This is a genomic window from Halosimplex aquaticum (genome assembly GCF_028747785.1).
Taxonomy (GTDB): Archaea; Halobacteriota; Halobacteria; order Halobacteriales; family Haloarculaceae; genus Halosimplex; species Halosimplex aquaticum.
Genome location: NZ_CP118158.1, coordinates 4,207,089 through 4,232,732 on the forward strand (window position 1 = coordinate 4,207,089; position 25,644 = coordinate 4,232,732).

Sequence of the window (25,644 nt, forward strand, 5' to 3'; positions counted from 1 at the left end):
CGCCGCTGGACGGCGATTCGCGGCCGCTAATCTCTGCTGTGGCCGATACGCGGCCCCGTCACGCGTGCTCGAACGCCCGCAAGTACTTTTCGCGTGGCCGTCTGAGGGTAGCACATGTACGTTCGGGACGCGAAAAACCGCGACGAGGCCTGGCTGCTCGACCACATCGAGGCGATGGGACTCGACGAGACAGCGTTCCGTTCGCGCGACTACGTCATCGCGATGGACGAGCGAGACAACGTGAAAGCCGGGTTCGGGCGATACCGGGTCCACAAGACCGACGACGGGGAGTTCTGCGAACTGACGAGCATCGGCGTCCTCGACGGCTGGCGCGACCAGGGCGTCGGCGCGCACGTCGTCGAGCGACTCGTCAGGACCGCCGGCGACGAGGGCTTCGACACCGTCTACTCGCTGACCGACCAGCCCGACTACCTCGCGCAGTTCGGCTTCGAACGCGTCGGGGAGGCGAAGCTCCCCGAGCGCCTGCGCGAGCGCCTCGAGCAGAAGCGCGAGGGCGTCGCGCCCGAGGCGGTGCCGATGCGGATCGACCCCGAGCGGTTCCAGATGCCGTCGCGGCTGCGCGAGGCGTTCAAGGGCGCGGCCGCCGCCGAAGGGGACACCGAGCCCGAGGAAGGGCCGGAGGACTTCGGGATCGACCCCGACGAGGCGACCTACAAGTACGACACGGGTCGATAGCCGCACGGTCGCCCGCCGCGCACACGTTCGGGACGGCGGGTTCGTTTCACGGGCCGCGAACGGGGCGGGAACGGAAGTTTAATGATTGTCTCACGGCCAGTTTCGAGACAAGAATGCTCCCGATCCCACTGCAGGTGATCGACGGGTTCCTGCTCAAGGTGAATCTGGGCGACGCGCTCATCGTCGGGCTCGTCCTGGGACTGTTCGCGGTCGCCACCCAGCGGTCCCGGAAACTGCTGACGCTGCACCTCATCACGTTCGGCGCGATCTTCCTCCTCGCTCCCAGCAGCCTCTACGAGCCCAAGGAACTGAGCCTCCTGACCAGCATCCTCCAGTACAAGATGATCGGCCTCGTCCTGCTGGTCATCTCGCCCGTGCTGTACGCGACTGCCCAGGAGTAATCCGCCGCCCGTTTTCCCGTCGCGTCTCCCGCTCTCTGTTTCTCTCAGCGCGTCGCCTCGACCGGAGTCACTCGATCTTGCCGAGCGCCGCGAAGAAGTCCAGCGGCGGCCCGGCGATCCGGACCGGCCGGTCGGCGCGTTCGAGCGTCACCTGCGCGGGGACGGACAGCTCCTGTCTCGCCCGCCCGTCGCTGACGACGAACCCGCCGTCGGCGTCCGTGAGCCGGACGGTCACGGTGCTGTCGACGTCGACGGTCAGCGGCGGCATCGACTCCTCGCCGCACATCTCCGTGAGGACGAGGCTGGACACGCTCGGGTGCACGAGGGGGCCGCCCTCGCTCAGGTTGTACGCCGTACTCCCGGTCGGCGTCGCGACGAGGACGCCGTCGGCCCGCCCGCTGGTGTACAGCGACCCGTCGACGCGGACTTCCAGCGCCGCGCCGCCGCCGTGGCCTCGCCGCGGCCCCTGCACGACCACCTCGTTCAGCGCGGGCGGGAGCGACCAGCCGTCGCCGCTGGCCTCGACGCGCGGCATGTCTCGCGTCTCGACGGCGCCGCGCTCCTGGTACTCCTCGACCTCCGCGGCGACGGCGCCGACGGCGTTCTCGGGGGAGACGGCGTTGAGAAAGCCGACTTCGCCGAGGTTGACGCCCATGATCGGGGTCGACCCCGCCGCGCGGGCGGCGAAGAGGAAGGTGCCGTCGCCGCCGATGCTCACGACGAGGTCGCAGTCGGCCATCCGGTCGGCGGGCACGCCCAGGTCGGCCGGATCGGGGTGGTCGTTCGGCCAGGCCGCGGCGTCGGCCGCCGATTCCTCGTCGACGTCGACGTCGACGCCCATGCCGTCGAGGCGCTCGTAGAGGTCAGCGACGATGGCCGCGGCGCGGCGGTTGCCCCGCTGTCCGACGATTCCGACTCGCATCTGCCCGGACTTGGCCCTCCACCGCAATAAACGACCCCTTCGCCGGCCGACGCGCGGCCGGCGTCCGCGTCCCGCCGGTCCGAATCAGGCGCGATAGCTGGCGGGTAACATTAATGCGTGGGGAGACTCACCTTCGGCCATGGCTACCCCGGACATCGGGGCCGTGAGACGATGAGCGACGACGGAGACGACGACTGGTTCGAGAGCGCGTTCGGCGACGAGGAGTCCGACGACTCCGAAGCGACCGCTGCGGACGAGCGGCGCGACGAGCCGGACGAAGACGCCCCCGCGACCGGGAACGGCGGCGCCTTCGACGCCGGTGGCGACGGTGAATTCGACGGCCGGGACGAGGACCGCGGCGCGAGCGCCTTCGGCGACGTCGGAACCGGCACCGAGAGTGCGTTCGGCGACACGGGAAGCGGCGGCCAGTTCGACGGTGACGGCGCCGACTTCGGCGGCGGTGGCGGCGACGGCGGGCTGTTCGACGAGGACTTCGCGCAGGCGATGGGCGGAGCGGGAGGCGGCGACGCCGAGTTCGATGACGACGACTTCGAGTCGGACATCCCGCGGCTCGACCTCGGCATCGAGGGCCTGGACAACATGATCCAGGGCGGCCTCCCGCTGCGCCACCTCATCGTCATCGTCGGCGGCGCCGGCACCGGGAAGACGACCTTCGGCCTCCAGTTCCTCCAGCACGGTCTGGAGAAGGAAGACACCGACCGCGGCGTCTTCATCACCCTCGAACAGACCCACGACGACATCATCTCGACCGCCGCCGAGCGCGGCTGGGAGTTCGAGCGCCACGAGGAGGAGGGCAACCTCGCGGTCGTCGACCTGGACCCCGTCGAGATGGCCAACAGCCTCGACAACATCCGCGGCGAACTCCCCGCCCTCATCGAGGACTTCGGCGCCGACCGGTTCGTCCTCGATTCGGTCTCCCTGCTGGAGATGATGTACGACGACGTCTCCCGCCGCCGCACCGAGGTCTTCGACTTCACCCAGAGCCTGAAGCAGGCCGGCGTCACCACCGTCCTCACCAGCGAGGCCAACGAGGACAACCCCTACGCCTCCCGCCACGGCATCATCGAGTACCTCACCGACGCCGTCTTCCTCCTCCGCTACGTCCGCTCGGAGACCCAGGAGACCCGTCTCGCCGTCGAGATACAGAAAATCCGCAACGCCAACCACTCCCGCGAGACCAAGCCCTACGAGATCACCCTCGACGGCATCTCCGTCTACGAGCAGGCCAACATCTTCTGACGCCGCCGCGCCGGTCATCCCCCGTCGCCTCGGCCGTTCGAACCGCTTCGCGCGAAGCGACGGCCCAGGAGGAGGAGCAGGCACCCCGTCCAGATGGCGACTGTCCCGACCGGGGAGTGCCCGTGGAGGAGAAACCGAACGCGCTCGTCCGCGACGGGATACCAGAGTGCGACGCCCATCGGCGTGGTCGCGTCGACGAGCAAGTGCGAGAGGTAGGCGGTACCGACGGCAGCGGCAGTCCGCCCGTCGAGACGCGCCGCGAGGGCGGCCGCGACCCCCGCGGCGAGGAGCGTGTGCGTGAGGCCGCGGTGACCGAACGGCGGCCCGAGGAACGCGGGGAAGAGGAAGTCGACGTCCGGGAGGACGCCGCCGAGCGCGCCCGCGACCGGCCGCCGGAACAGGACCGACCCGAGCGCGTAGCCGAGAAACGTGTGCGTCGCGAGCGCCGCGAGCAGGAACACCGCGTGTCCCCCGGGGTAGGTCGCCACGGATACCGACTCCGAATCGAGCCGGAAAGTCCTTCTGCCTGAACTGCCAGCCGTCTCGTGACGGCCGTACGCCGGCCCGCGTCGCCGCTTTCTGGCGACCGACGCGGAATCCGCGGAGGCACGCTCGCTCGGCGTCACGTCGTCGGGCGATCGCTCTCCCGGATCCGCTCGGGTCCGCCGTCGCGCTTGCGACCAAAGGGCGGTCGGTTATCTCCGTCGCCGCCGAACCTCCCGTATCGTGAGTCGGCGACGGACGCTCGCTCGCACCGTGTTCGCTGGACTGGTTCTGTTCGCCGTCGCGCTCGTCGGATCCGGCCTCCTGTCGTGGGTCGTCGGGGACGGCGCCGACGTGACGGCCGCGGGCGCGGAGACCGTCGCGCCCGCGAACGGGACGACGGTCATCACGACGAGCATGCAAGGGAACAACCGGATCGTCGCGTACGCGCCCGACGGGTCCGTGCTGTACTTCAACGACTCCCACGGGGTGTACGACGACGTCGACCCGAGCCCGCGGGGGGCGTACACGGTCACGTACATCGGGACAGAGAAGCTGAACCGGGCGGAGTGTCACTCCAGCGAGCCCTGCACGCGGCAGTTCATCGAGCGCGTGAACCTCACGACGGGCGAGGCCGAGCGACTCTACTCGCGCGTTGTCGCGAAGGCGCAGAACCACTGGCACGACGCGGACCGGATCGGTCCCCACCGCTGGCTCGTCGCGGACATCGCCCACGACCGGGTGTTCGTCGTCAATACCTCGACGGGTATCGAGACCTGGTCCTGGCACGCTCAGAACGGGTACGACGTGCGCTCCGGCGGGATATTCCCGAACGACTGGACGCACCTGAACGACGTGGAGCGACTGCCCGACGGCCGGGTCATGGTGAGCCTGCGCAATCAGGACACCGTCGCGTTCGTCGACCCCGAGACGGGCGTCCGGCGCGGCTGGTCGCTCGGCAGCGACGGGAACCACTCCCGCCTCTACGAGCAGCACAACCCCGACTACATCCCGCCCGAGCGGGGCGGTCCGTCGGTGGTGGTCGCCGACTCGGAGAACAACCGGATCGTCGAGTACCAGCGGGTAAACCGGACCGATACGGGCGGTCCGGGCGGTCCAACCAACGCCTCTGCCGGGACGTGGACGCGGACCTGGCAGTGGCGGGACACCGAACTGCGGTGGCCGCGTGACGCCGACCGACTCCCCAACGGTCACACCCTGATCACCGACACGAACGGAGGCCGGGTGATCGAGGTCGACGAGGCCGGACGGGTCGTCTGGCGAGTCGATATCGAGGGACCCTACGAGGCCGAACGGCTCGGCACGGGCGACGAGAGCGCCGGCGGTCCGTCGGCGGTTCGCGCCGGGATCGAGAGCAGATCGGTCGCGGAACCCGTCGCGGAGAGCGACCGGCCGGTCTGGGAAGCGGCCGCCGACGAGGCGGTCGCGGCGTGGTCGAGCGTCCTCCCGAGCATCGTGGTCAACCCGCTGCTCTACGTGTTGCCGCCGTGGATCGGCATCGTCGAACTCGGCGGACTGCTGTCGCTCCCGCCGGTGGCGCTCGCGTGGGGGCTTGCGGAGCTCTACTGGTCCCCCTACGGGGTGCGGCTGTCGCGCTCAGACGGTGTCAGATAGGGATCGGAGGCGGGCGACAGTCACTCGCTGACGACAAAGATGTGTGGCGCGTGGTGTCCTCGACGAGCCCGCTCGCGGGCACGGGGGCGTCGACCGGAGGGGAAACTGGACCGTTCAACCCGGTGGCCGGGCGCCGCGTCTGACCCAGTCGCCGACGATTCGGATCCGCGACCGGATTTCGCGCCCGACATCGTAGCGGTGGAGGAGCATCACGAGCCCGCAGCCGAGCCAGAGTGCCACCGACGCCGTCGGCGAGTGGGCGCGGAGGAGCACGCCGACGTTCTCCGTCGATATCGGATAGGCGAGCGCGATACCTTTCGGCGTCGTCGCGTCGACGAGCAGGTGCGAGAGGTACCCGACGCCGACCGCGCCGGCCGCTCGGCGGTCGCGCCGAGCGACGACTGCGACCGCGATTCCAGCCGCGAGCGCCGAGTGTGTGATACCGCGATGGACGAACGGCGGGCCGAAAAACGCGGGGAACAGCTGGTCGACGTCGGCGACCACGCCGCCGAGCGTGCCCGCCAGGGGCCTGTCGAACAGGACCGACCCGAGTGTGAACCCGATCGCCGCGTGTGTCAGGACCGCCGCGACGCCGAATCCGACCTCCCCGCCTGGATATGCGGCCACGAGTACTGAGCAGTTACCCGGTATCTATGATGAACGTTTCGCTCGCATGCGGCTTCCGTTCGCGGCTCCGCGGTATCGCGGTCTCGCCTGTTCCGAGGCTTCTCGACCGGCGTCTCCGGGCGGCGAAGCGACGGCGGACGGGCGCCGCGAACACCGGCCGGGCGCACGCGCCGCTCTCGCGTAGTGGCATCGAAATCGGGTCGGCGAACGCGGGGAAGGCCGACCCTACCAGTCGACGGAGAGGGTGCCGTCGCCGTTCGGGTCCGGGGCGATCTCCTCGTCGGTGCGGCGGTCGACGACATGGATGACGCCGCGGTCTTTCTTCGCGGGGCAGACCTCCGCCGCGCGGACGTTCTCGTCCAGGTCGTCCTCGTCGATGAAGTACGCCTGTGGCTGGGCGATACCGGTCGAGATGTCGAGCTTCCAGTTGTCCGAGACCTCGGCGCACTTCCCGGCGCCGAAGCACTTGTTCGCCTCGAAGATGATCTTGTAGGGCTTGTCCGCTACGGGGGGCGCGTCGCTCTCGCCGATCGTGCTCGGATCGACGGGTCCGTCCTCGGCCATGCTCAAAGATGAGCAGTCGCGGACCTTTCGTCTGTCGCTTCGCGCGAAATTCCGTGACCCCGCGGATCGCGCCGACGGCCCGCCCGCCGCTTATAAGACTCGGGCGGCCCCACCTCGACGCATGACCTATCTGGTGCCCTTCGACGGATCCGCCCTCGCGGAGGCAGCGCTGGAGCGGGCGACCGAGTTCGCGGCGCTGACCGACGAGGAGGTCGTCGCCCTAGTCGTCATCCCGCTCGACGAGCGCGATTTCGCCGTCGAGCGCGGCTGGATCGACGAAGACGAGCGCTACGACCCCGACGAGATAGAATCGGCGCTGGAGGCACAGGTGACGGCGATCGCGCCTAACGCGACGTTCCGCTGCGAGCGGCCGGAGGACGTGAGTTCGGTCGCGTCGATCACGACCGACGTGGTCCGGACCATTCGAACCGTGGCCCAGGACGTGAACGCGGAGATCGTCTTCATCGGGAGCGAGAACGCCGGCCGCGTCTCGACGCCGGTCACGAGCGTCGGGGCACCGGTCTCGGAAGACCCCCGCTACGACGTCCACATCGTCAGGCACGCCGGCGAGGACTGACAGGGACGGGGCGTCCGCTCAGCGGACGACGGTGACGGGGACCGGCGATCGCCGGACCACGGCCTCGGCGACGCTCCCCAGCAGGATGCGCGTGACGCCCGAGCGGCCGTGGCTGCCCATGACGATCTGGTCGACGGCGTTGTCCTCGGCGTACTCGACGATGACGCGGATCGGCTTGCCGACCTCGATGGCGCGATCGACGGTGAGTTCGGTGTCGGCCGCGAGGTCGGCGATGTCGTCGAACAGCTCCTCGGCGGCGGCCTTCTCCCCCTCGTACCACTCCTCGGAGAAGCTCGGGATCGAGGCCTGCGCGCTGTAGCCCGCCTCGGCGGGGTTGATGACGTGCAGGAGCACCACCTCGGCGTCGCCGAACTCCTCGGCGACGAACTCGAACGCCCTGTGTGCCTGTTCCGACCCGTCGACCGGGACGAGAACTCGTTTGCCCATAGGTAACATACGTTCCGCTCGGTGCTTCAATCTTCGGCGCGCTCGCGGGTGCGACTCCGTCGGGATCGGCCGGACGCCTGCAACCGAAGGCTTTCGAGGACGCCCCGACAACGCAGTTCCATGACGTCCGCCATGGCGGCGCCGTCCCTCGCCGCGGTCGCGCGGGTCACCGCGACGGCCACGCCGCCCCTGCAACCGGTCGGGTCGCTCGTCGCTGCGCTGGCGATCCCGGCCCTCACGTGGGCGACGCTGGTCGTCTGGGTGTACCAGGACGCGAGAGCACGGGCGACCGAGCGGCCCGCGGGGTGGGCGATAGCTGTCGCCGTCGTCCCGCCGCTGCTTGTCGGCTACATCTACTATCGCGGCGACCGAACTCGGCCCCAGTCGGACCGGGAGCGGCTCACGCTGACCGTGCTGCTCGCGCTCCTAAGCGCCATGATGGTCGGGACGGTCTTCGCGCCGCCGGACGTGTTCGCACAGCCGCGGAACACCTTCGGCGCGTTGCTGGTCACGCTGCCGCTGTTCTACCTGCTCGTCTATCGCGAGGGGGAGTCGAACGACGGCGGAGAATCGGCGTCCTGACGGGCGCGGTCAGTCGTCGTCCCGGTCGCGGGCTCAGTCGTCGCCGTTGACTTCCGAGCGGAGCGTCGCCACGTCGGCCAGCCGCTCGGCGTGAGCGTTGTGCTGGTGGATGGACTCGTCGTTTGACTGCTCCATGTAGACGACAGCGTCGTCGTCCAGTTCGGGGAACTCCTCGACGACGCCCTCGGCCATGGCGCGCACGCAGTCCTCGACGAACTTGGCGTCGAGGTGGGCCTGGTAGGTCATGTGGTCCTCGTCCGGCCGCTTGGCGAGGTTGTAGATGCGGGCGCTCATCGAGTCGCGCGCGACCTCGATGAGTTCCACGAGGTCGACGTCCGGGCCGCCCTCGCTCTCGATGGTGATCGTCGCGTGGCCGCGCTGGGAGTGGCCGGGCTGGGGCACCTCGCGGAGGAACTCCTCGATCGTCTCGTCGTCGACGCCCTGTTCGCGGAGCGTCTCGCGGGCGCGGGCGGCGGACATGCCCTGCGAGCAGGGACAGACCGTCATGCCGGTGACGCAGGCGCCGATCTCCTCGTCGGTGCCGTCCTCGGTGGCGGTCGCCGAGGCGATGACGTCGGCGGTCGACTGCGTGGGGAGGTCGCTCGCCGGGGTCTGCTCGCGGGTGACGAACTCGGCTTCCATGCGGACCTCCGCCTGCTCGGTGTAGTCGTGTTTCTCGAGGAGGCGCTCGGCGGCGTTGCCGCAGATGTCTTCGAGGCGGTAGTCGGTGCGGCTGACGGCCGCTTCGAGCGTCTCGTCGATGACCTCCATGTTCCGGCTCATGTCTGCGCCCTTGCGCCAGCTGGGCAGGTCGACGAACACTTCGAACTCGGCCATCAGGACGTACGGGCGTTTGTCCTCCCGTGCGATCTCGACGAGCTTCTCGACGCCGGTGACGCCGACGCGGTTGAGGCCGACGGTCACGTCCGGGCTCGACGCCTGGACGTCCGGCAGTTGCGGAGTCATTGCGCCCCGCTTAGGACCTTCCCCGAATAGTGCTTTCGAAAAGCCGAGTATTCGCCACGCTCGGTGACGCGGCACTCGCTCGACGGCCGACCGGCGAGGGCGCCGTCAGTCTTCGAGGTCGCGGAACAGCGCCTCGAAGTCGTCGTCGGCGAGACGGTCGGCGGCCGCGGTCAGCGAGTCCCGCAGTTCCTCGCGCCGGGATTCGAGCCGCCGGAACTCCTCGCTGCCGTCGAGTTCCGACGTCTCTTTCGCGGACTGGAGGGCGACGGCCGTCCGCGTCACGCGGTAGTAGTCCCGGAGCGTCCGCTCGTACTCCGCACAGCGCAACAGTCGGCCGATCGTCTCCAGGAGCTCCTCGCTGCTGATCGGCTTGACCACGTAGTCGTCGAACTCCATGTCGACGATGTCGAAGTCCGCGTCGACGGCGGTCACCATCGCCACCCGTGCGTCGAGTCCCCGCTCGCGGACCGTCTCGAGGACGTCGTCGCCGACGATGTCGGGCATCCGCCGGTCAAGCAGCACGACATCGACCGCCTCGTCCAGTTCCGCGAGCGCTTCTTCCCCGCTGTAGGCAGTTCGGACCGCGTACTCCTCCCTGACGTGTGCGGCGTACGAATCGGCGACTGCGGGCTCGTCGTCGACGATGAGCACGACCGCCCGCTCCTGACTTGTCATTCGAACGTGGACATATGGAACAACGGTGTGCAAAAAGCTTCCGTCGATTTCGCTGCCGTCGAGACCGCGGGAAACCGGCCGGGATCACCCCTCGTCGCGGTCGTCGACGAGGTCCTCGTACCGCGCGCCGGTCTGTTTCAGCGTCTCCGTCGAGTAGAGCCGCTCGTGGTCGTAGGGCAGGTACTCGCCGGCCAGCTCGTCGACCTTCTCGTCGACGGCCTCCTGCTCGCGCCCGTGGATCATCGTGAAGAGGTTGTACGGCCACTCCTGGTCCGGACGCCGCGGCCGGTGATAGCAGAGCGTGACGTACGGGAGCCGGCCCACTTCGACGCCCCGCTCGTCCAGTTCGTCGTCCGGCAGGTCCCAGACGACCATGCAGTTGGCGTCGAAGCCCGTCGCGAGGTGGTTGACGACGCAGCCGATCCGCTTGATGCAGCCGTCTGCGAGCAGTCGGTCGACGCTGTCGAGCACGTCCGCCACCGGCGCGTCGACCGCCTCGGCCACGTCCCCGTACGGCGTCGCGGTGAGCGGGAACCCCTCCTGGACCTCCAGCAGGATCCGGCGGTCGAGGTCCGTCAGGTCCGCGGCGGCCCGCTCGCTGATCGTCGTCGCCGCCACGTCGGTCTCGGCGAGGCTCTCGCGGGCGAACCGGTCGGTGTTGACGACGGGGAACTCCAGGTCGATGTAGAAGTCCGTCAGCATCGGGAGGACGAGCACGGCGCAGCCGGTCCGCTCCTCGATCTCGGCGAGGATGGCGTCGCGCCGCTCCTTCGACGCGGCGGTCACCACGAACCACATGTTCCACTCGTGGTCGCGGGCGTAGTTGTGATTGACCTGGTCGTACTCGTTGATCACCGCCGCGACCTCGTCGAACCGGTCGACGGGCGCTTTGACTGCCGCCAGGGTCGAACTGCCGATGACCGGGGGGTTGAGCACGGGGCCGAACCGCCGGAAGACCCCCTCGTCGTAGAGCCGCTGGACCCGCTCCAGCGCCTCGGTCTCGTCCACGCCCACGTCGGCGGCGACGGCCTCGAAGGGCCGCTCCGCCACCGGGAACCCGCTCTGCCAGCCGTCGACGATAGCCGCGTCGACCGGGTCCACCTGCGACCGCCAGTCGGCCGTCCCCTGACTCATTCGACGGGAGTTAGGAGTAGTCCGGTGTGACTCTTTCGGACCGTCTCTCTCGCCGGGCGGTCCTCACAGGATACTGCCCGCTTTCGGTGCCGCTGACACCACTCCTTTGGTGCCAGGGTCCGAGGGGCCAGACGATGGCTACTGAGGCCACGTTCACGGTGCCGTCCGACCAGTTTCCGCTGGGAACTATCTTCGAACAGCTGCCCGGGGTGACGGTCGAACTGGACCGGATCATCCCGGCACAGGACGTCGTGATCCCCTATTTCTGGGTCCGAGGAACTCGTATCGAGGATATCGAGAACGCGTTTCAGGACCATCCGGGCGTGGAGAACATCGCGCTCGTCGATTCCATCGAAGACCAGTACCTGTTGCGCGTCGAGTGGTCGCTGGCGTACGATGGCATCCTGCGGGCGCTGACGGAGACCGGCGTCCCGCTCATCGAAGCCGTCGGCACGAACACGCAGTGGACCTTCGACGTCCGGGGCGACGACCAGCAGGACATCGCGTCGTTCCAACAGCGGTGCAAGGAGCTTTCGATCCCGATCACGCTCTCAAAGCTGCACGCGCTCACGCCCCTCGAATCGGAGACCGAGTCCGCACTCACCGACGCCCAGCAAGAGGCGTTGGTGCTCGCGTACCGTCGCGGCTACTTCAACTCGCCGCGGGACGTGACGATGGCAGACCTCGGCGACGAACTGGGGATCACCCAGCAAGCAGTCGCGTCCCGGCTCCGACGCGGGATCGAAAAGATACTCGGCACGACGCTCCCCGAAACGCGGCCCCCCTGACGACGGGCATATAAATGGTTTGTATACTAAAAAGCAGGTGGGATCCGTGCGGAACAGCTACGAGAGAGTATGGCTGGGACCCAACTCGACCTGGATACGATCGTCGACCTCTGTAGAGACGAAGACCGCCGCATCGTGCTTGCAGTACTGGTAGAACGACAGCGTGCAGTGACGCTCGACGGTCTCGCGAGAGCGATCGTCGAGCACAGCGACGACATCTCGTCGGACGCCTCCGCCGAGACGGTCGCTAGGATGAAAACGTCCCTGTATCACTGCCACGTCCCGAAATTAGCGGACGCCGGGCTCGTCACTTTCGATACCGACCGGAAGCTGGTGGAGCCGGAAGACGGATTCGAGCAGATCGAACCGCATCTCGGCTCGGTCCTCGGGGACGGTACCGAGGCCCCTGCGCCCGTGAAACTGTAGTCTCCACCGAAGAACGCTTCATCGGCGAAGTCACGACCCGTCTGTCCTCGTAACCGAGGCCGGCGAACGAACCGCGGGGAGACGGACCGCGACGAACGGTCGAAACGGGGTCGGGAAACCGACCACGCTCGTACTCGCTCGCCGGAATCTAGTCACGTTGCGCTCTACGCAGGTGCTCAGTGAGGACAAAGCATTTATTCGAAAGGAGCGCCGGCTAGGTTGTGAATCGGCGACACTTTCTGTCTGTTCTGGGGGCGACAGCCCCGTTGACCGGGTGCCTCTCCCGGGGGAGCGGTGGCTCGCTCGCCGTCGGCGACTCGTTTCGGACGGCAGCGGGAGCGACGGTCACGGTGGCCGATATCCGCCTCCGACGGACGCTGTTCGATATGGCCTTTCCCGACGCGGTCGTCCTGCTCGCTCCGCCGGAGTCTCAGTTCGTCCTGGTCACTGTTTCGCTCGACGGACGGAACGCGCTGGTTCCCGATCCGAGTTCGTTTGGACTCAGCATCGACGGCGCGGGCTGGACCGGGAGCACGAGACTGGGGGGAACGAACATCGACCACCGACTCTCGACTCCGAACGACGCCGTCCACCGAACGCCGAGCGGGGCGGACGAACGCGGGGACGACCTCGCGACCGTCGGATTCACCGTACCGGTAGACGTCGAACCCGATCAGGTGTCCGTCGCGTGGGAGCGCGACGGGCAGACGGCGCGGTGGATAGGAGACGACGGCCTGGCGGACGCGCTCGGTTCGCCGCCGGACTTTCGCGTCGAGGCCATCGATCACCCCGATGCGTTCGCCTGCGACGAGAGGTTCGACGTCTCCGTGACGGTCGCGAACGACGGCGGCCGCGCCGGCGTCTTTCAGGCCGTCTTCCCCGCGGTGGAACCGATCGACGAGGGCCACCCGGACTCGTTCGCAGAGCGGATCCCGTCCGGGGAATCGAAAACGTGGACCGGGTCGCTGGAGTTCCCGCCGCACCTGCACCCGGACGGCTGTGACGACGACGTGCAGTCGGCGACGTTCGAACTCGATTGGGGACTGGGGACCAGAGCGATCACGCTCGAACGGCGGACGTAGACCGGTCGGTAGCAGCCACGGCAGAAACACCCAGCGCGTTGCCCGAAGCGGGCCGCTTTAGAGTCGCCGGTCCGAACAGTTTCCCATGGCTCAAACGACCCAGGAGTTCGGCGACTGGCCGCTGAAGCGGCTGATGACGGAGGTCGTCGGATCCGGACAGAAGTCCGCGGAGGACATGACGCGCGACCAGGCCCGCGAGGCCTTCCAGCGCATCCTCGCCGGCGAACCCGACCCGACGACGCTCGGCGCGTTCTGGCTCGCCAACCGCTGGAAGCGCAACAACGCCGAGGAACTGGCGGCGTACCTCGACGTGATGCGCGAGGAGAGCGTCGAGACGGCCGAGCCCGACGCCGACCCCGTCGACTGCGGCGCCAACTACGACGGCAAGGGTCGCTCGGCGATTCTGGGCGTCGCCGCGGGCGTCGTCGCCGCCGCCACGGGCACCCCCGTCGTCGTCCACAGCGGCGACCGCGTCCCCACGCAGAAACAGGACGCCTACAAGCACGTCCTCGACGAACTCGGCGTGCGGACAGAGATCGAACCCGGCGAGAGCGCGGACATGGTGGACGAGGTCGGCTTCGGTTTCTACTACCAGCCGGCCTTCAATCCCGGGGTCGACGCGCTGTTCGACCGCCGCGACCAGATGGGCGTTCGGACGTTCGTCAACACCGTCGAGACGCTCGCTAACCCCGCGAACGCCGACGTGCACCTCGGCTCGTTCTACCACCTCGCCTTCGCGACGAAGATGACCGACACGCTCCAGGCCACCGAGAGCCAGGACGTCTCGCGGACGCTGTTCTTCCAGGGCATGGAAGGCTACGACGACGTGCGTCCCGGGACCACGGTCGTCGCCGAGTGGAACGCGGGCGACGAGGAACTCGACGACTTCGAGATCCAGACCGCGAACTACGGCATGGACTTCGAGAGCGAGGACCTCCAGGTTGACGACGTGGCCGCCGAATCGGCCGCGATCACCGAGGACGTCCTCGCCGGCGAGCGCGACGACCAGTTCGCCGACGCCGTCGCGCTCAACGCCGCCCTGCGGATCTACGCCCGCGAGGACGCCGACTCGCTGGACGAGGGGCTGGAGATGGCACGCGACGCGCTCGACAGCGGCGACGCCGCGGACGTGCTCGACGACCTGCGGGAGTTCTGACGGCGACATCGGGAACCGTCGGTCGACCGACCCGGTTTCGTCCGACAGATTCCGCGAGAGCGCGACAGATTCTTGCGGCACGAGAGAGACTATTGTGCCGATGGACACTTTCGAGGGATACCGCCGACCGGACGGCCGGATCGGCGTGCGCAACCACGTCGCGGTCCTGCCCACGTCGGTCGCGGCGAGCCCGGTCGCCGACCGCATCGCCGGCGACGCCGGCCGATGGGCACGCGCAACGCCCCACCAGATGGGAACCAGTCAACCCGACGCCGGGCGCGAGCGCACGCGGACGGTCCTCTCGGGCATCGGCCGCAACCCGAACGTCGGCGCGGCGCTCGTCGTCGAACTCGGGACCGAGGATCTAGACGCCGAGGACGTCGCCGACGACGTCGCGAAGTCGGGCAAACCCGTCGAGACGCTGGCGGTCCGCGAGGCCGGCGGGACGGAGGGCGCGCTCGACGCGGGGGCCGAAATCGTCGCGGACCTCTGGGAGGAGGTCGGCGATCAGTCCCGCGAGGAAGCCGACGCGAGCGAACTCGTCTTCGGCGTCGAGTGCGGCGGCAGCGACGCGACGAGCGGCATCGCGGCCAACCCCGCCGTCGGCGACGCGTCCGACCGCCTCGTCGACGCGGGCGGAACGGCCTGTATCTCGGAGACGCCGGAGTTCATCGGCGCCGAGCACGTCGTCGCAGACCGGTGCGTCGACGAGCAGACGCGCGAGAGACTTTTCGATCGGGTGGGCCGGCGCGAGGAACTGGCCGACCTGATGGGCGTCGACATGCGCGGCGCCCAGCCCACGCCGGGCAACCAGGAGGGCGGGCTGACCACCATCGAGGAGAAGAGCCTCGGCGCCATCGCCAAGTGCGGCACGCGGCCCATCCGGCACGTCGTCGACTACGGGGAGGAACTGCCCGTCGGGGGCGGCGTCGCGGTGATGGACACGCCGGGGTACGACGTCGAGAGCGTCGTCGGCAAGGTCGCCGGCGGCGCGCAGGTGATCGCCTTCACGACGGGTCGGGGATCGACAACCGGGAACCCCATCGCGCCGGTGATCAAGGTGACCGGCAACCCGCGGACCGCAGAGCGCCTCGCGTCGAACATGGACGTCGACGCGAGCACGGTCATCGACGGCGAACCGCTCGCCGAGGCGGGCGAGCGCGTGTATCGAACCCTACTGTCCGTCGCCGACGGCGCCGAGACCGCCGCGGAGACCCGCCGACTGGAGGAGTTCGCGATCAACGAGCGCCAGCCGCGGGAACTCGCTGCGGAGGGCGGCCGATGAGCGCGGTTCGGGAGGGTGACCGATGAAGGGCGAAGTGCTCGACGGACGGGCGCTGTTGATGGCAACCGAGGACAACGTCGCGACGGCGCTCGAAGACCTCGAACCCGGTGACACCCTCGACGATGCCGATCCGCCGCTGACAGTCGCCGACGAGGTCCCGTTCGGCCACAAGGTCGCGCTCGCCGACCTCGACGCCGGGGAGACAGTGCACAAGTACGGCGAGGTCATCGGCGAAGCGTCGGAGGATGTCGCTCGCGGCGAGTGGGTCCACACCCACAACTGCGAGAGCACGCGGGGACGTGGCGACCGCGCAGTGGCGGACGCCGGGGCGGAGCCCGCGGAGACCGACGGGAGTGAGTCGGCGTGAGCCTGAAACAGGGATTCGAGGCCGTCGACCGCGGCGACCGCGGCGTGGGCGTGCGCGACCGAGTGCTCGTCCTGCCGTCGGTCATCTGCTCGCGGATCGTCGCCGACCGGATCGCCGAGGCGGTGCCGGGCGCGGTGAGCGCGCCGCACGACCACGGCTGCGCCCAGATCGGCGACGACAAATCGCAAACCCTCCGGGCGTTTCTCGGCGTGGGGTCGAACCCCAACGTCGCGGGGACGGTCGTCGTCGGTCTGGGCTGTGAGTCGATCCAGAGCGACGACGTGGCCGCGGACCTGGCGGACCTTGGAGTTCCCGTCCGGGAGACGGCGATCCAGGACGCCGGGGGGACCGAGGCGACGGTCGAGGCGGGCGTCGACGCGGCCCGACAGCTCCGGGACGCAGCGGAGTCGGGCGTCGGGCGGACCGCCGATCTCTCGGATCTGACGGTCGGCGTCGTCTCGGGCGATCTCTCGGCGTCGACCCGCGAGACGGCGGACCCGCTGGTGGGCCGGGCAGTGGACGAACTGGTCGAGGCGGGCGCAAGCGTCGTCGCTGCCGGGAGCGAGCGCGTGGTCGCCCACCCTGACGCCGCCGCGGCGCGCGCCGCGAGCGACGAGACCGCGACGGCCGTCCAGGACGTCGCTGAACGCCACGGCGGTCAGCCTGCGCGCGCGTCGCGAGTGGGCCGAGAGGCCGCCGACCACGAGTTCGACGTCGTGATGAGGGCCTGGGGCGACCAGCCGGTCCGGGACGTGCTCGACTACGGCGAGCGGGCCGTCCACGAGGAGGGACTGGCCGTGGTCGACGCGCCCTCGCGGTTCACGGAGGCGGCGACGGGGCTGGTCGCCGCGGGCGCGCAGGTCGTGATCCACGTCACCGGCGAGGGCGTGCCGACGGGCCACCCAGTCGCGCCGGTACTCAAGGTCTCCGGCGACGAGGCGACGCTCTCGGCCGTCGGCGGCGACATCGACGTGGACGCGAGGGCCGCCGCGGCCGGTGACCTGGTCGACCGCCTGCGGGCGGTCGCGGGCGGCGAGCGCGTCCGCGCGGAGGAACACGGGCTCGAATCGTCGGCGATCACGCGGATCGGCCCGTCGATGTGAGCGGCGGGTCGCGAGCCCCCACCGAGTCGTCCGCGACGGCGGTCGTGGCCGCGTCGTGACGCCGGGGCCGTCTGCGACGGCGGTACCATCAGGGTTTTCTTCGCTCCGGCGCTCTGTCGAATCATGAGTGACGATCTGACAGCGACGCTGCACACGTCGAAGGGCGACATCGAGGTCCGACTGTTCGAGGACAAGGTACCGAACACCGTCGAAGCGTTCGTCGACCACGCGACCGAGTCCGACTACGAGGAGGCTGAGATCGGCCCCGGCGAGGGCGCCTGGGAGGACCCCGAGAGCGGCGAGAAGCGCGTCGATCCGCTGTACGAGGACGTCGAGTTCCACCGCGTCATCGAGGACTTCATGCTCCAGGTCGGCGACCCGACGGGGACGGGCCGCGGCGGTCCGGGCTACACCTTCGACGACGAGTTCCACGATGATCTGCGCCACGACGAGCCGGGCAAGCTCTCGATGGCAAACCGCGGCCCCGACACGAACGGCTCGCAGTTCTTCATCACCCTCGACGCACAGCCCCACCTCGACGACAAACACGCCGTCTTCGGCGAGGTCGTCGACGGCATGGACGTGGTCGAGGAGATCGGTTCGGTCGAGACCGACCCGAGCGATCGACCGATCGACACTATCGTGTTAGAATCAGTCGATATCCACCGGTAATACCCGCTGTTCTTCCGAGGGCTCCCGATACGCTTTTACTTTCTTGAGCCGATAGAAGGTGTGGACTGATCCCTTCCAGCCCTCTCATTCCCTGTTATAATACTACGGGTAGGAATATAATTTAAGATAATTTTCGATCGGCGTGGTCATGCGATTTGCGAAGAAACCTGCGGCAAGTTCCACCGCAATTTAAGTAGTATGATCGGCTATGGCACAGTATGCCTCGCGATACCGACGATTCGGACACCAGCCGACGACGATTCCTAAAAGCGACCGGCACCGCAACCCTGACGTCCGCCATCGCTGGGTGTGGATCCAACGGGGGAGGAACGGACACGCCCGGCGGGGACGGGGGCGACACGCCGGACGGCGACGGAGGTGGGGGCGGCACGGACACGGGCACGGACGGCAGCCCGATCACCGTAAACGGCTATCCGTACGGGATCGGCGAAGCGAAGGTCGGGGAAGCGAAGCGGGTGATGGAGGAGGCCGGCTACGGACCGGACAACCGCTATACGCTGGACTGGCTGCAGTACACCAGCCCGACGTGGTCGGAGATGGCGAGCACGATCGCGTCCCGACTGGAGGCGGCCTACATCGACATGAACCAGAGCGAAGCGGCGTTCTCGCCGCTGCTGGAGACCACCCGGAACGGCAACCACGAAGCGTACACGCTCGGGTGGGTCGCCGACTACCCCGGCCCGCAGAACTTCGTCCAGCTGCTCGACCCGCCGAACACGGTGTACACCGACAACCCGTCGGCGAACGGCGCGCGTCTGTTCTGGACCGAGGACGCCAACGCGGACCCCGAGGTCCGCCAGTTCATGGTGGACCAGTACAAGCGGATCGAGAACAACCCGGCCGACACCGAGGAGGCCGCCAAGATCCGCGGCGAAGCGGCGGTGAACATGGAAGAGGGGATGTGGCAGGAGGCGGCGCTGATCCCGATCTTCCAGTCGGTCACCGAGGGCATGTGGTACGACTACGTCGACTACAACCCGCCGGGATCGATGGAGCCCTCGCGGGCGAAGGCGAACAACTCGGTCGCCGGGATCGAGGGCAAGAGCCGCCTCTCGACGCTGTCGGGCACGTTCAGCAGCCTCGACCCGATCGCCTCCGGGAACACGGAGAGCGGCGGGAAGATCATGGACATGTTCGACGCCCTGACCAACTACCGGAACGGGACGACCGAGATCGAGAACCTGCTGGCGAAGGAGTACGAGGTCAGCGACGACTTCACGACCTACACGTTCACCCTGAAAGAGGGCGCGACCTTCCACGACGGCTCGGAAGTGACCGCGCAGGACTTCGTCTACTCCATCAAGCGCCTGATGGCGTCCCCGAACTCGACGAACTCCAAGTTCCCGCTCAGCGTCCTGGGCATCGAGCACGAGACGGAGACCGTCGAGGTGACCGACGACGAGGGGAACACGGTGACCGCGACCGACACCGGCGAACCGAAGACGACCGAGCGGGTCGTCCCCGACTCCATCGGCGTCGAGGCGACCGGCGACTACGAGCTGAAGATCTCCCTCGAGAAGCCGTTCGCCTTCTCGCTGTCGGTGCTCGCGTACTCCGCCTTCTCCGCGGTGCCGGAGGGCATCGTCGGCGACATCGAGGGCTACGAGGGCGAGATGACGTTCGAGGAGTTCTCCTCGAACCCGGTCGGCGCCGGCCCCTTCCAGTTCGTCAAGTGGGAGTCCGGCAACGGCGGCGAGATCGTCATGGACACCTACCAGGACTACCACGGCGAGGTGGCCAACTTCGACGGCATCGACGCGTCGATCCTCAAGGACCCCCAGGCGCGGTACAACCGCTTCCTCAACAAGAACGCCGACATCGGCGGCGTCCCGACCTCGCAGTACCAGGCCGACGCCGTGACGATCGACAAGACCGACGACCTCGGCCGCGAACTCGGCACCTACGACCTCGAAAACGGGGAGACCGTCAACCTCGCGAAGGTCCCCGAGATCGGTACCTACTACATCGGGTTCAACATGCAAGCGGTCCCGAAGCCGGTCCGGCAGGCGATGGCGTACGTCATCAACCAGCCCGAGTTCATGAAGCAGGTGTTCAAAGACCGCTTCGAGCCGGCCTACCACCTCACGCCGCCCCAGATCTTCCCCGGCGGCATCGAGGCGTACGACCAGCACTACAAGCCAGAGTAACGCCGCTCTCGTAGCACGCGGCGTACTCTGATGACCGATTCACGAAGTCGACGGACGTATTACTCGCCGGGACGCATAGTACGACAATTACCCGAATAACGGAGACTACGCCATGAACAAACTCCTGTATCTCGCGAAACGACTCGTCCTCGGGGTGCCGGTGGTGCTGTTCGGCCTTTCGATGACGTTCATCATCCTCTACCTGTCCCCGTTCGACCCGATGACGGCCATCCTGGGTCGCGACTCCGACCCGCAGACGGCGCGCCAGCTCGCCGTCGCATTGGGGCTCAGGTATCCGGACGGCACGCCCGTACCGCTGTGGATCCAGTACAAGAACTTCCTCGTCGAAACGATCACGTTCAACTTCGGCGAATCGTGGGTCGTCACGCGCGGCCAATCGGTGACTCAGTTGGTGTGGGAACGGATGCCCGCGACGGTGTGGCTCGGCTTCTGGTCGGTGGTTATCGCACTCGTGCTGGGGATCCCGATCGGACTGTACGCCGGCCTCCGCTCGAACACGTGGGGTGACTACACGGCTTCGTTCGGTGGGATCGTCTGGCGGGCGATGCCGAACTTCTGGCTCGCCGTCATGCTGACCGGCCTGCTCTCGGCCGGCGGTCTGCTGTCGTTCTACCGGGGCTTTCTGATACCGACCGACGTGATCGGGACGCCGAACGCGCTGGGCAACATGCTCGGCAGCTACCAGCTCGTCGAGGGGATATCGATACCGGTCCCGAACCTCTACAACTGGGCCGTCGCGTTCAAGTGGATCCTCCCCGCCGCCCTCGTCCTCGGTTCGTCCTCGATGGGTAACGAGGTCCGCATCGGGCGGACGGCGGTCCTGGAGAGCATCAACGCGCCGTACATCGACACCGCGAAGGCCAAGGGGCTCTCGACGCGGTCGATCATCGGGAAACACGTCGCCCGGAACGCCCTCATCCCGCTGCTGCCGGTCATCATGGGCGAGTTCTATCTGCTCATCGGTGGGTCGCTACTCGTCGAGCTCGTCTTCGGTATCCGGGGGATGGGCAACCTCTTCCTCTCGGCGATCTTCGCCTCGGACATCCCCATCATCGGCGCGTTGACCTACGTGTTCATCCTGATACTCGTCTTCTTCAACATCGCACAGGACATCGCGTACACGTACATCGACCCGCGGATCACTCTCGACGGGGCGGGTGAGTGACCATGTGTGCGACCGTCACCGACACGGCACGCCAACGCGACGTGCGCGACGACTCGACGCTGCGCGAGCGGATCGCCGCGAACCCGAAGCCCGCGGCGACGTGGGCCGCGGTCGCGCTCGGCCTGATAGCCGTGGAGTTCGGCGCGCTGCTCGCGGGCATCATCCTCGTGCTCGACTCGGCGCTCATCGGGACGACGGCGCTCGTCGAGGTGTTCGTCGGCGTCTTCTCGCCGGCCGCCTCGGAGACCGTCCTCGGGTTCCAGCAGTCGGCCACAGCGTTCCTCGACGGCCTGCGGAGCGCCGCCAACAGTATCCCGACGCTGCTCTCGCGGGAGACGATCCCCAACCAGGGGTACAAGACCGGCCCGAACGGTCCCTGGGAGAACACCTTCCTCGGGCTCGAACCCGCGGTCGCGTGGGCGATCCGCGCGACGCTGGTCTACGTCTACGCGTTCGTGCTCGCCTACTGGGCGTTCCGCGGCTGGCGCGTCTACCGCGACCACTACCGCAACGCCGACTGGACGCCCCGCGACGACGTCGTCGACCGACTCCGGGGCCACCGCTGGGCGCAGTTCGGCATCGTGGTCGTCCTGGTGTTCGCGACGATGGCGCTTTTCGCCCCCTCGCTGGGGCCGACGACCGTCGAGCAGAACATCGAGTCGCCGTACAGCCACGAGATACAGTACTTCGACGCCGAGAGCGGCGAGGTCCAGACGGCCCTCGCCGGCGACGCGAACTTCAACTCGAAGTCGAAGGGCAACGGCGACCAGAACGTCGGACCGATGACCTACGACGACTTCGGCAGGTTCCACCCGTTCGGCACGCTGACCAACGGGCGAGACCTGTTCACCTTCGCCGTCATGGGCGCACGGGTCTCCCTGACGGTGTCGGCGCTCGCGATGGGTCTGGCCGGGATCATCGCGATAATCATGTCGCTCGCCTCCGCGTACTACAAGGGGATCGTGGATCTCGCCACCATCCTCGCGGCGGACGGCATCACGTCGATCCCGCAGTTGCTCCTGCTGTTGATGGTCGCCATGGCGTTCCGGGGGCACTGGCTCGCCGACGTGTTCAACGGGGGGTTCCTGCTCGCGCTGGTGTTCGGCCTCACGGGCTGGCCCGGCCTGTGGCGGGCCGTCCGCGGCCCGGCGCTGCAGGTCTCCGAGGAGGAGTGGATCGACGCGGCCGAGAGCTTCGGCCAGCGACCGAGCGTGACCATGCGAAAACACATGTTACCCTACGTACTCCCGTACCTGCTCATCTACGGGTCGATGGCCGTCGGCGGTATCGTCATCGCGCTCTCGGCGCTCTCGTTCATCGGGGGCGGCCTCGGCATCAATCCCCCGACCCCCGCCTGGGGCCGCGCGATCGAGATGGGGCGCAACTACGTGTCCACGCAGTCGTGGCACATCGCGCTCATCCCCGGGATGCTCATCGTGATCCTCGTCACCGGGCTCAACGCGTTCGGTGACGGCATCCGGGACGCGATCGACCCCGAGAGCGAGGGCGGCGCTGAAGAGGAAGCGGCCGCAGGGGGGACGGCGGGATGAGCGACCCGTCGTCCGGCGCCGACCGGCGCCGCACGCCAGACCGCCGCGAGGGCGAGGAACCCGTCCTCTCGGTGCGGAACCTCCGGACCGTCTTCCGGACCGACCGCGAGACGATCCGCGCGGTCGACGGCATCGACCTCGACCTCTACGAGGGCGAGACAGTCGGCCTCGTCGGCGAGTCCGGGTCGGGCAAGTCCGTCACCGCCCGCTCGATCATGGGCCTCGTCGAGGAGCCGGGCGAGATCCTCCCCGGCTCGTCGATCAAGTTCAAGGGCGAGGAGATCACCGGCTACTCGGTGAAAGAGTACCAGGACCTCCGCGGGAGCGGCATCGGGATGGTCTTCCAGGACCCGCTGTCGTCGCTCAACCCGGTGTTCACCGTCGGCAACCAGATCAAGGAGGCCCTGAAGGTCAACCGCGGTATCACCGGCGAAGCGGCCCGCGAAGAGGCGATCGAACTGCTGGAAGCGGTCCAGATCCCGGACGCCTCGCGCCGCCTGAAGGAGTACCCCCACGAGTTCTCCGGCGGGATGCGCCAGCGCGCGGTCATCGCGATGATGCTCGCGTGCGACCCCGAGGTCCTGATCTGCGACGAGCCGACGACCGCGCTCGACGTGACCATCCAGGCGCAGATCCTGGACCTGCTCGAAGATCTGCAGGCCGAGCGCGGCCTGTCGATCCTCTTCATCACCCACGACATGGGCGTCATCGCGGACATCACCGACCGCGTGAACGTGATGTACGCCGGTGAGATCGTCGAGAAGGCGCCGACGGAGGAGCTGTTCGCCAACCCGCGACACCCCTACACGAACGGGCTCCTCGACGCGATCCCCGGTCAGCACGCCGACGAGGAGCGCCTGCGGACCATCGAGGGCGACGTGCCCACGCCGAACGAAGCGGCGACGTACTGCCGGTTCGCCCCTCGCTGCCCCAAGGAGTTCGAGGACTGCACCGCGGTCCACCCGCAGTTGGTCGAGGTCAACGACGACGAGACCGACCACATCGCCGCCTGTCTCCTCTACCCCGAGGACCGGTCGACGGGCGAGGCGGTCGCCCACCACGAGCGGGTGGCCGATCGGTCCGATCGCCCGCTGAGTTCGGAGAGCGGGGAGGACACGGGCGACGTCGCGACCGACGGAGGTGACCGACAATGAGCGAGATGACTCAGCAACGAGGGCGTTCGGACCCCGCGGTGACGGGCGAGACGCTCGTCGAGGTGAAAGAGCTGAAGAAGTACTACGGCGGCCAGGGCCTGCTCGCGGATCCGCCGGTCAAGGCAGTCGACGGCGTGAGCTTCACCATCCAGCGCGGCGAGACGCTGGGGCTGGTCGGCGAGTCGGGCTGCGGCAAGACGACGCTCGGCCGGACGCTGGTCCAGCTCGAGAACGCCACCGAAGGGAGCGTCGAGTTCGACGGCACGGACATCACCGAGCTGTCGGGCAAACGGCTCAAAGAGTGGCGGCGCAACGCACAGATCGTCTTCCAGGACCCCGAGTCCAGCCTCAACGACCGGATGACCATCGGCGAGATCGTCCGCGAGCCGCTGGACGTCCACGAGGTGGGCAGTCCGCGCGAGCGTCGAGAGAAGGTCAAAGATCTGCTGGCGCAGGTCGGACTCCAGCCGGAGCACTACTACCGCTACCCTCACCAGTTCTCCGGCGGCCAGCGCCAGCGCATCGGCATCGCTCGCGCGCTCGCGCTCGAACCGGAGTTCGTCGTCCTCGACGAGCCCGTCTCCGCGCTTGACACCTCGGTGCAGGCGAAGATCCTCAACCTGCTGGAGGACCTGCAGGACGAGTACGACCTGACGTACCTCTTCATCGCGCACGACCTCTCGGCGGTCCGGCACATCTGCGACCGGGTCGCGGTGATGTACCTCGGGAAGATCATGGAACTGGGGCTGACCGAGGAGCTGTACACGGACCCGGCGAACCCCTACACTCACTCGCTGCTGTCGGCGATCCCGGTGCCCGACCCGACGGTCGACAGGGAACGGATCACGCTCCCGGGGACGCCGCCCAGCCCGCGGGACCCCCCGACAGGGTGTCAGTTCACGACGCGGTGCCCGGCCAAGATCCGTCCCGACGACTATCAGGATCTGGATCCGGACACCTGGATCGCGATCGAGCAGTTCCGCGAGGTGATCCGCGAGCGAAGCCGGATCGACCTCAGCGTCCGCAACCGGATCCGCCGTCAGATGGGGCGGTTCTCCCGGTTCGACGACATCGACGAGGCGGTCCGGGACCTGTTCGACGACGACGTCTCCGACGAGGTGATGGACCACATCGAGCAGGCCGCGGAGCACGTCAAAGCGGGCTATCCGACCCGGGCCCGCGAGTACATGGGCGAGCAGTTCGACAGCGTGTGCGACACGACCAGGCCGGAGCTGTACCCCGTCAGCGACACGAACCGGCTGAGCTACTGTCACCGCCACGCCGAGGAGTACGACGGCGTCGACGCGACCATCAGCCGCCGGTCGCATGGCGAGTAACCGGCTCCGATTCGCCGAGTTCGCCCTCTGGGTCCTCGCCGTGAGCGCGGCCGTCTCGGCGGCCGCCATCGCCGTCGGGTACCTCGTCGGCGGGACGCTCGTCACCTCGAAGTACGCCGTCTTCCTCGTCGGCATCCTCCTGTTCGGCATCGGGAGCCTGGGCATCCAGCCGACGCCCTCGTACAAGGACGAGAAGCGGGTCTCGCTGGAGTCGACCCACGAGCACGGCTTCGAGGCGCGCATCCAGGAGATCCCACCGTTGCGCGGCGAGCACGTCCCCTTCGACCAGCGGGTGGGTCGGAACAAGAAGGTGTTCGCCGCGAGCCTGCTCGTCCTCGGCGTCTCGCTGGTCATGGAGTTCTGGCTGGGGATCCGGGTGTGAGCCGGCGGCAGGCCTCACG

General features: G+C 68.2%; 28 protein-coding genes. 20 read left to right on the plus strand and 8 right to left on the minus strand.

Annotation, left to right across the window (positions count from 1 at the left end; translation table 11 throughout):
- Window positions 1–114 precede the first annotated feature (114 nt).
- Entirely contained in the window at window positions 115–696 is a 582-nt protein-coding gene (locus PSC72_RS20660; protein WP_274323314.1) for a GNAT family N-acetyltransferase, read from the plus strand.
- 113 nt (window positions 697–809) lie between these two features.
- On the plus strand, window positions 810–1,097 hold the full coding sequence (locus tag PSC72_RS20665; RefSeq protein ID WP_274323315.1) for a hypothetical protein: 288 nt from the start codon (window positions 810–812) through the stop codon (window positions 1,095–1,097).
- Between the two features lie 67 nt (window positions 1,098–1,164).
- On the opposite strand, the gene PSC72_RS20670 is transcribed toward PSC72_RS20665, so the two are convergent.
- Window positions 1,165–2,019 carry an NAD(+)/NADH kinase gene (locus tag PSC72_RS20670; protein ID WP_274323316.1) on the minus strand — a complete coding sequence of 285 codons (855 nt, stop codon included), beginning with the start codon at window positions 2,017–2,019 and terminating at the stop codon, window positions 1,165–1,167.
- 171 nt (window positions 2,020–2,190) lie between these two features.
- On the opposite strand from PSC72_RS20670, the gene PSC72_RS20675 reads away from it, so the two are divergent.
- Window positions 2,191–3,279 carry a KaiC domain-containing protein gene (locus PSC72_RS20675; protein WP_274323317.1) on the plus strand — a complete coding sequence of 363 codons (1,089 nt, stop codon included), beginning with the start codon at window positions 2,191–2,193 and terminating at the stop codon, window positions 3,277–3,279.
- Between the two features lie 14 nt (window positions 3,280–3,293).
- Here the strand turns inward: PSC72_RS20675 and PSC72_RS20680 are convergent, their stop codons facing one another.
- Window positions 3,294–3,767 (minus strand): metal-dependent hydrolase, encoded by a 474-nt coding sequence (locus PSC72_RS20680; protein ID WP_274323318.1) that lies wholly within the window; start codon window positions 3,765–3,767, stop codon window positions 3,294–3,296.
- Window positions 3,768–4,005: 238 nt separating this feature from the next.
- Here PSC72_RS20680 and PSC72_RS20685 point away from each other — a divergent pair, with 238 nt between their 5' ends.
- Window positions 4,006–5,397 (plus strand): arylsulfotransferase family protein, encoded by a 1,392-nt coding sequence (locus PSC72_RS20685; RefSeq protein ID WP_274323319.1) that lies wholly within the window; start codon window positions 4,006–4,008, stop codon window positions 5,395–5,397.
- A gap of 114 nt (window positions 5,398–5,511) precedes the next feature.
- Here PSC72_RS20685 and PSC72_RS20690 read toward each other — a convergent pair whose 3' ends face one another.
- Window positions 5,512–6,024 carry a metal-dependent hydrolase gene (locus tag PSC72_RS20690; protein WP_274323320.1) on the minus strand — a complete coding sequence of 171 codons (513 nt, stop codon included), beginning with the start codon at window positions 6,022–6,024 and terminating at the stop codon, window positions 5,512–5,514.
- 225 nt (window positions 6,025–6,249) lie between these two features.
- Window positions 6,250–6,588 carry a ferredoxin gene (locus tag PSC72_RS20695; RefSeq protein ID WP_274323321.1) on the minus strand — a complete coding sequence of 113 codons (339 nt, stop codon included), beginning with the start codon at window positions 6,586–6,588 and terminating at the stop codon, window positions 6,250–6,252.
- A gap of 121 nt (window positions 6,589–6,709) precedes the next feature.
- Between PSC72_RS20695 and PSC72_RS20700 the strand changes: the two genes are divergently transcribed.
- Complete coding sequence (locus tag PSC72_RS20700) at window positions 6,710–7,165, plus strand: universal stress protein (protein ID WP_274323322.1); 456 nt, start codon at window positions 6,710–6,712, stop codon at window positions 7,163–7,165.
- An 18-nt stretch (window positions 7,166–7,183) separates the two neighbouring features.
- Here the strand turns inward: PSC72_RS20700 and PSC72_RS20705 are convergent, their stop codons facing one another.
- Window positions 7,184–7,612 carry a universal stress protein gene (locus PSC72_RS20705; protein WP_274323323.1) on the minus strand — a complete coding sequence of 143 codons (429 nt, stop codon included), beginning with the start codon at window positions 7,610–7,612 and terminating at the stop codon, window positions 7,184–7,186.
- Window positions 7,613–7,732: 120 nt separating this feature from the next.
- Between PSC72_RS20705 and PSC72_RS20710 the strand changes: the two genes are divergently transcribed.
- Complete coding sequence (locus tag PSC72_RS20710; protein ID WP_274323324.1) at window positions 7,733–8,194, plus strand: hypothetical protein; 462 nt, start codon at window positions 7,733–7,735, stop codon at window positions 8,192–8,194.
- A 33-nt stretch (window positions 8,195–8,227) separates the two neighbouring features.
- Here PSC72_RS20710 and mptA read toward each other — a convergent pair whose 3' ends face one another.
- The 3 genes from mptA to ahbB all read right to left on the minus strand — a co-directional run bounded on the left by mptA (window position 8,228) and on the right by ahbB (window position 10,969).
- Window positions 8,228–9,160: a GTP cyclohydrolase MptA gene (gene mptA / locus PSC72_RS20715; RefSeq protein WP_274323325.1), complete on the minus strand. Its 933-nt coding sequence runs from the start codon at window positions 9,158–9,160 to the stop codon at window positions 8,228–8,230.
- Window positions 9,161–9,265: 105 nt separating this feature from the next.
- Entirely contained in the window at window positions 9,266–9,835 is a 570-nt protein-coding gene (locus tag PSC72_RS20720; RefSeq protein ID WP_274323326.1) for a response regulator, read from the minus strand.
- 84 nt (window positions 9,836–9,919) lie between these two features.
- Window positions 9,920–10,969 carry a siroheme decarboxylase subunit beta gene (gene ahbB, locus PSC72_RS20725; protein ID WP_274323327.1) on the minus strand — a complete coding sequence of 350 codons (1,050 nt, stop codon included), beginning with the start codon at window positions 10,967–10,969 and terminating at the stop codon, window positions 9,920–9,922.
- Window positions 10,970–11,103: 134 nt separating this feature from the next.
- On the opposite strand from ahbB, the gene PSC72_RS20730 reads away from it, so the two are divergent.
- From PSC72_RS20730 to PSC72_RS20795, 14 genes are all read left to right on the plus strand, one after another.
- Complete coding sequence (locus PSC72_RS20730; protein WP_274323328.1) at window positions 11,104–11,757, plus strand: helix-turn-helix domain-containing protein; 654 nt, start codon at window positions 11,104–11,106, stop codon at window positions 11,755–11,757.
- Window positions 11,758–11,826: 69 nt separating this feature from the next.
- Complete coding sequence (locus PSC72_RS20735) at window positions 11,827–12,183, plus strand: DUF7344 domain-containing protein (protein ID WP_274323329.1); 357 nt, start codon at window positions 11,827–11,829, stop codon at window positions 12,181–12,183.
- A 266-nt stretch (window positions 12,184–12,449) separates the two neighbouring features.
- Window positions 12,450–13,265, plus strand: a complete 816-nt coding sequence (locus PSC72_RS20740; protein ID WP_274323330.1) for a hypothetical protein — start codon at window positions 12,450–12,452, stop codon at window positions 13,263–13,265.
- A gap of 85 nt (window positions 13,266–13,350) precedes the next feature.
- A complete protein-coding gene (locus PSC72_RS20745) occupies window positions 13,351–14,421 on the plus strand; it encodes an anthranilate phosphoribosyltransferase (protein ID WP_274323331.1) in 1,071 nt (356 codons plus the stop codon).
- Window positions 14,422–14,521: 100 nt separating this feature from the next.
- Window positions 14,522–15,706, plus strand: coding sequence for a UxaA family hydrolase (locus PSC72_RS20750; RefSeq protein ID WP_274323332.1), 1,185 nt, complete (start codon window positions 14,522–14,524; stop codon window positions 15,704–15,706).
- A gap of 22 nt (window positions 15,707–15,728) precedes the next feature.
- Complete coding sequence (locus PSC72_RS20755) at window positions 15,729–16,073, plus strand: UxaA family hydrolase (protein WP_274323333.1); 345 nt, start codon at window positions 15,729–15,731, stop codon at window positions 16,071–16,073.
- On the plus strand, window positions 16,070–17,176 hold the full coding sequence (locus PSC72_RS20760) for a UxaA family hydrolase (protein WP_274323334.1): 1,107 nt from the start codon (window positions 16,070–16,072) through the stop codon (window positions 17,174–17,176). The genes PSC72_RS20755 and PSC72_RS20760 overlap by 4 nt, the downstream gene beginning before the upstream one ends.
- Before the next feature lie 123 nt (window positions 17,177–17,299).
- Window positions 17,300–17,848, plus strand: a complete 549-nt coding sequence (locus PSC72_RS20765) for a peptidylprolyl isomerase (protein WP_274323335.1) — start codon at window positions 17,300–17,302, stop codon at window positions 17,846–17,848.
- 218 nt (window positions 17,849–18,066) lie between these two features.
- The gene (locus PSC72_RS20770) at window positions 18,067–20,016 is read left to right on the plus strand and encodes an ABC transporter substrate-binding protein (protein WP_274323336.1); all 1,950 of its coding nucleotides are present in this window, start codon (window positions 18,067–18,069) and stop codon (window positions 20,014–20,016) included.
- 112 nt (window positions 20,017–20,128) lie between these two features.
- A complete protein-coding gene (locus PSC72_RS20775) occupies window positions 20,129–21,202 on the plus strand; it encodes an ABC transporter permease (protein ID WP_274323337.1) in 1,074 nt (357 codons plus the stop codon).
- 2 nt (window positions 21,203–21,204) lie between these two features.
- On the plus strand, window positions 21,205–22,752 hold the full coding sequence (locus PSC72_RS20780; protein ID WP_274323338.1) for an ABC transporter permease: 1,548 nt from the start codon (window positions 21,205–21,207) through the stop codon (window positions 22,750–22,752).
- Complete coding sequence (locus PSC72_RS20785; protein WP_274323339.1) at window positions 22,749–23,906, plus strand: ABC transporter ATP-binding protein; 1,158 nt, start codon at window positions 22,749–22,751, stop codon at window positions 23,904–23,906. Before PSC72_RS20780 ends, PSC72_RS20785 begins: the two co-directional genes overlap by 4 nt.
- Window positions 23,903–25,243: an ABC transporter ATP-binding protein gene (locus PSC72_RS20790; protein ID WP_274323340.1), complete on the plus strand. Its 1,341-nt coding sequence runs from the start codon at window positions 23,903–23,905 to the stop codon at window positions 25,241–25,243. Before PSC72_RS20785 ends, PSC72_RS20790 begins: the two co-directional genes overlap by 4 nt.
- The gene (locus PSC72_RS20795) at window positions 25,233–25,625 is read left to right on the plus strand and encodes a DUF7555 family protein (protein ID WP_274323341.1); all 393 of its coding nucleotides are present in this window, start codon (window positions 25,233–25,235) and stop codon (window positions 25,623–25,625) included. The genes PSC72_RS20790 and PSC72_RS20795 overlap by 11 nt, the downstream gene beginning before the upstream one ends.
- Window positions 25,626–25,644: the final 19 nt, after the last annotated feature.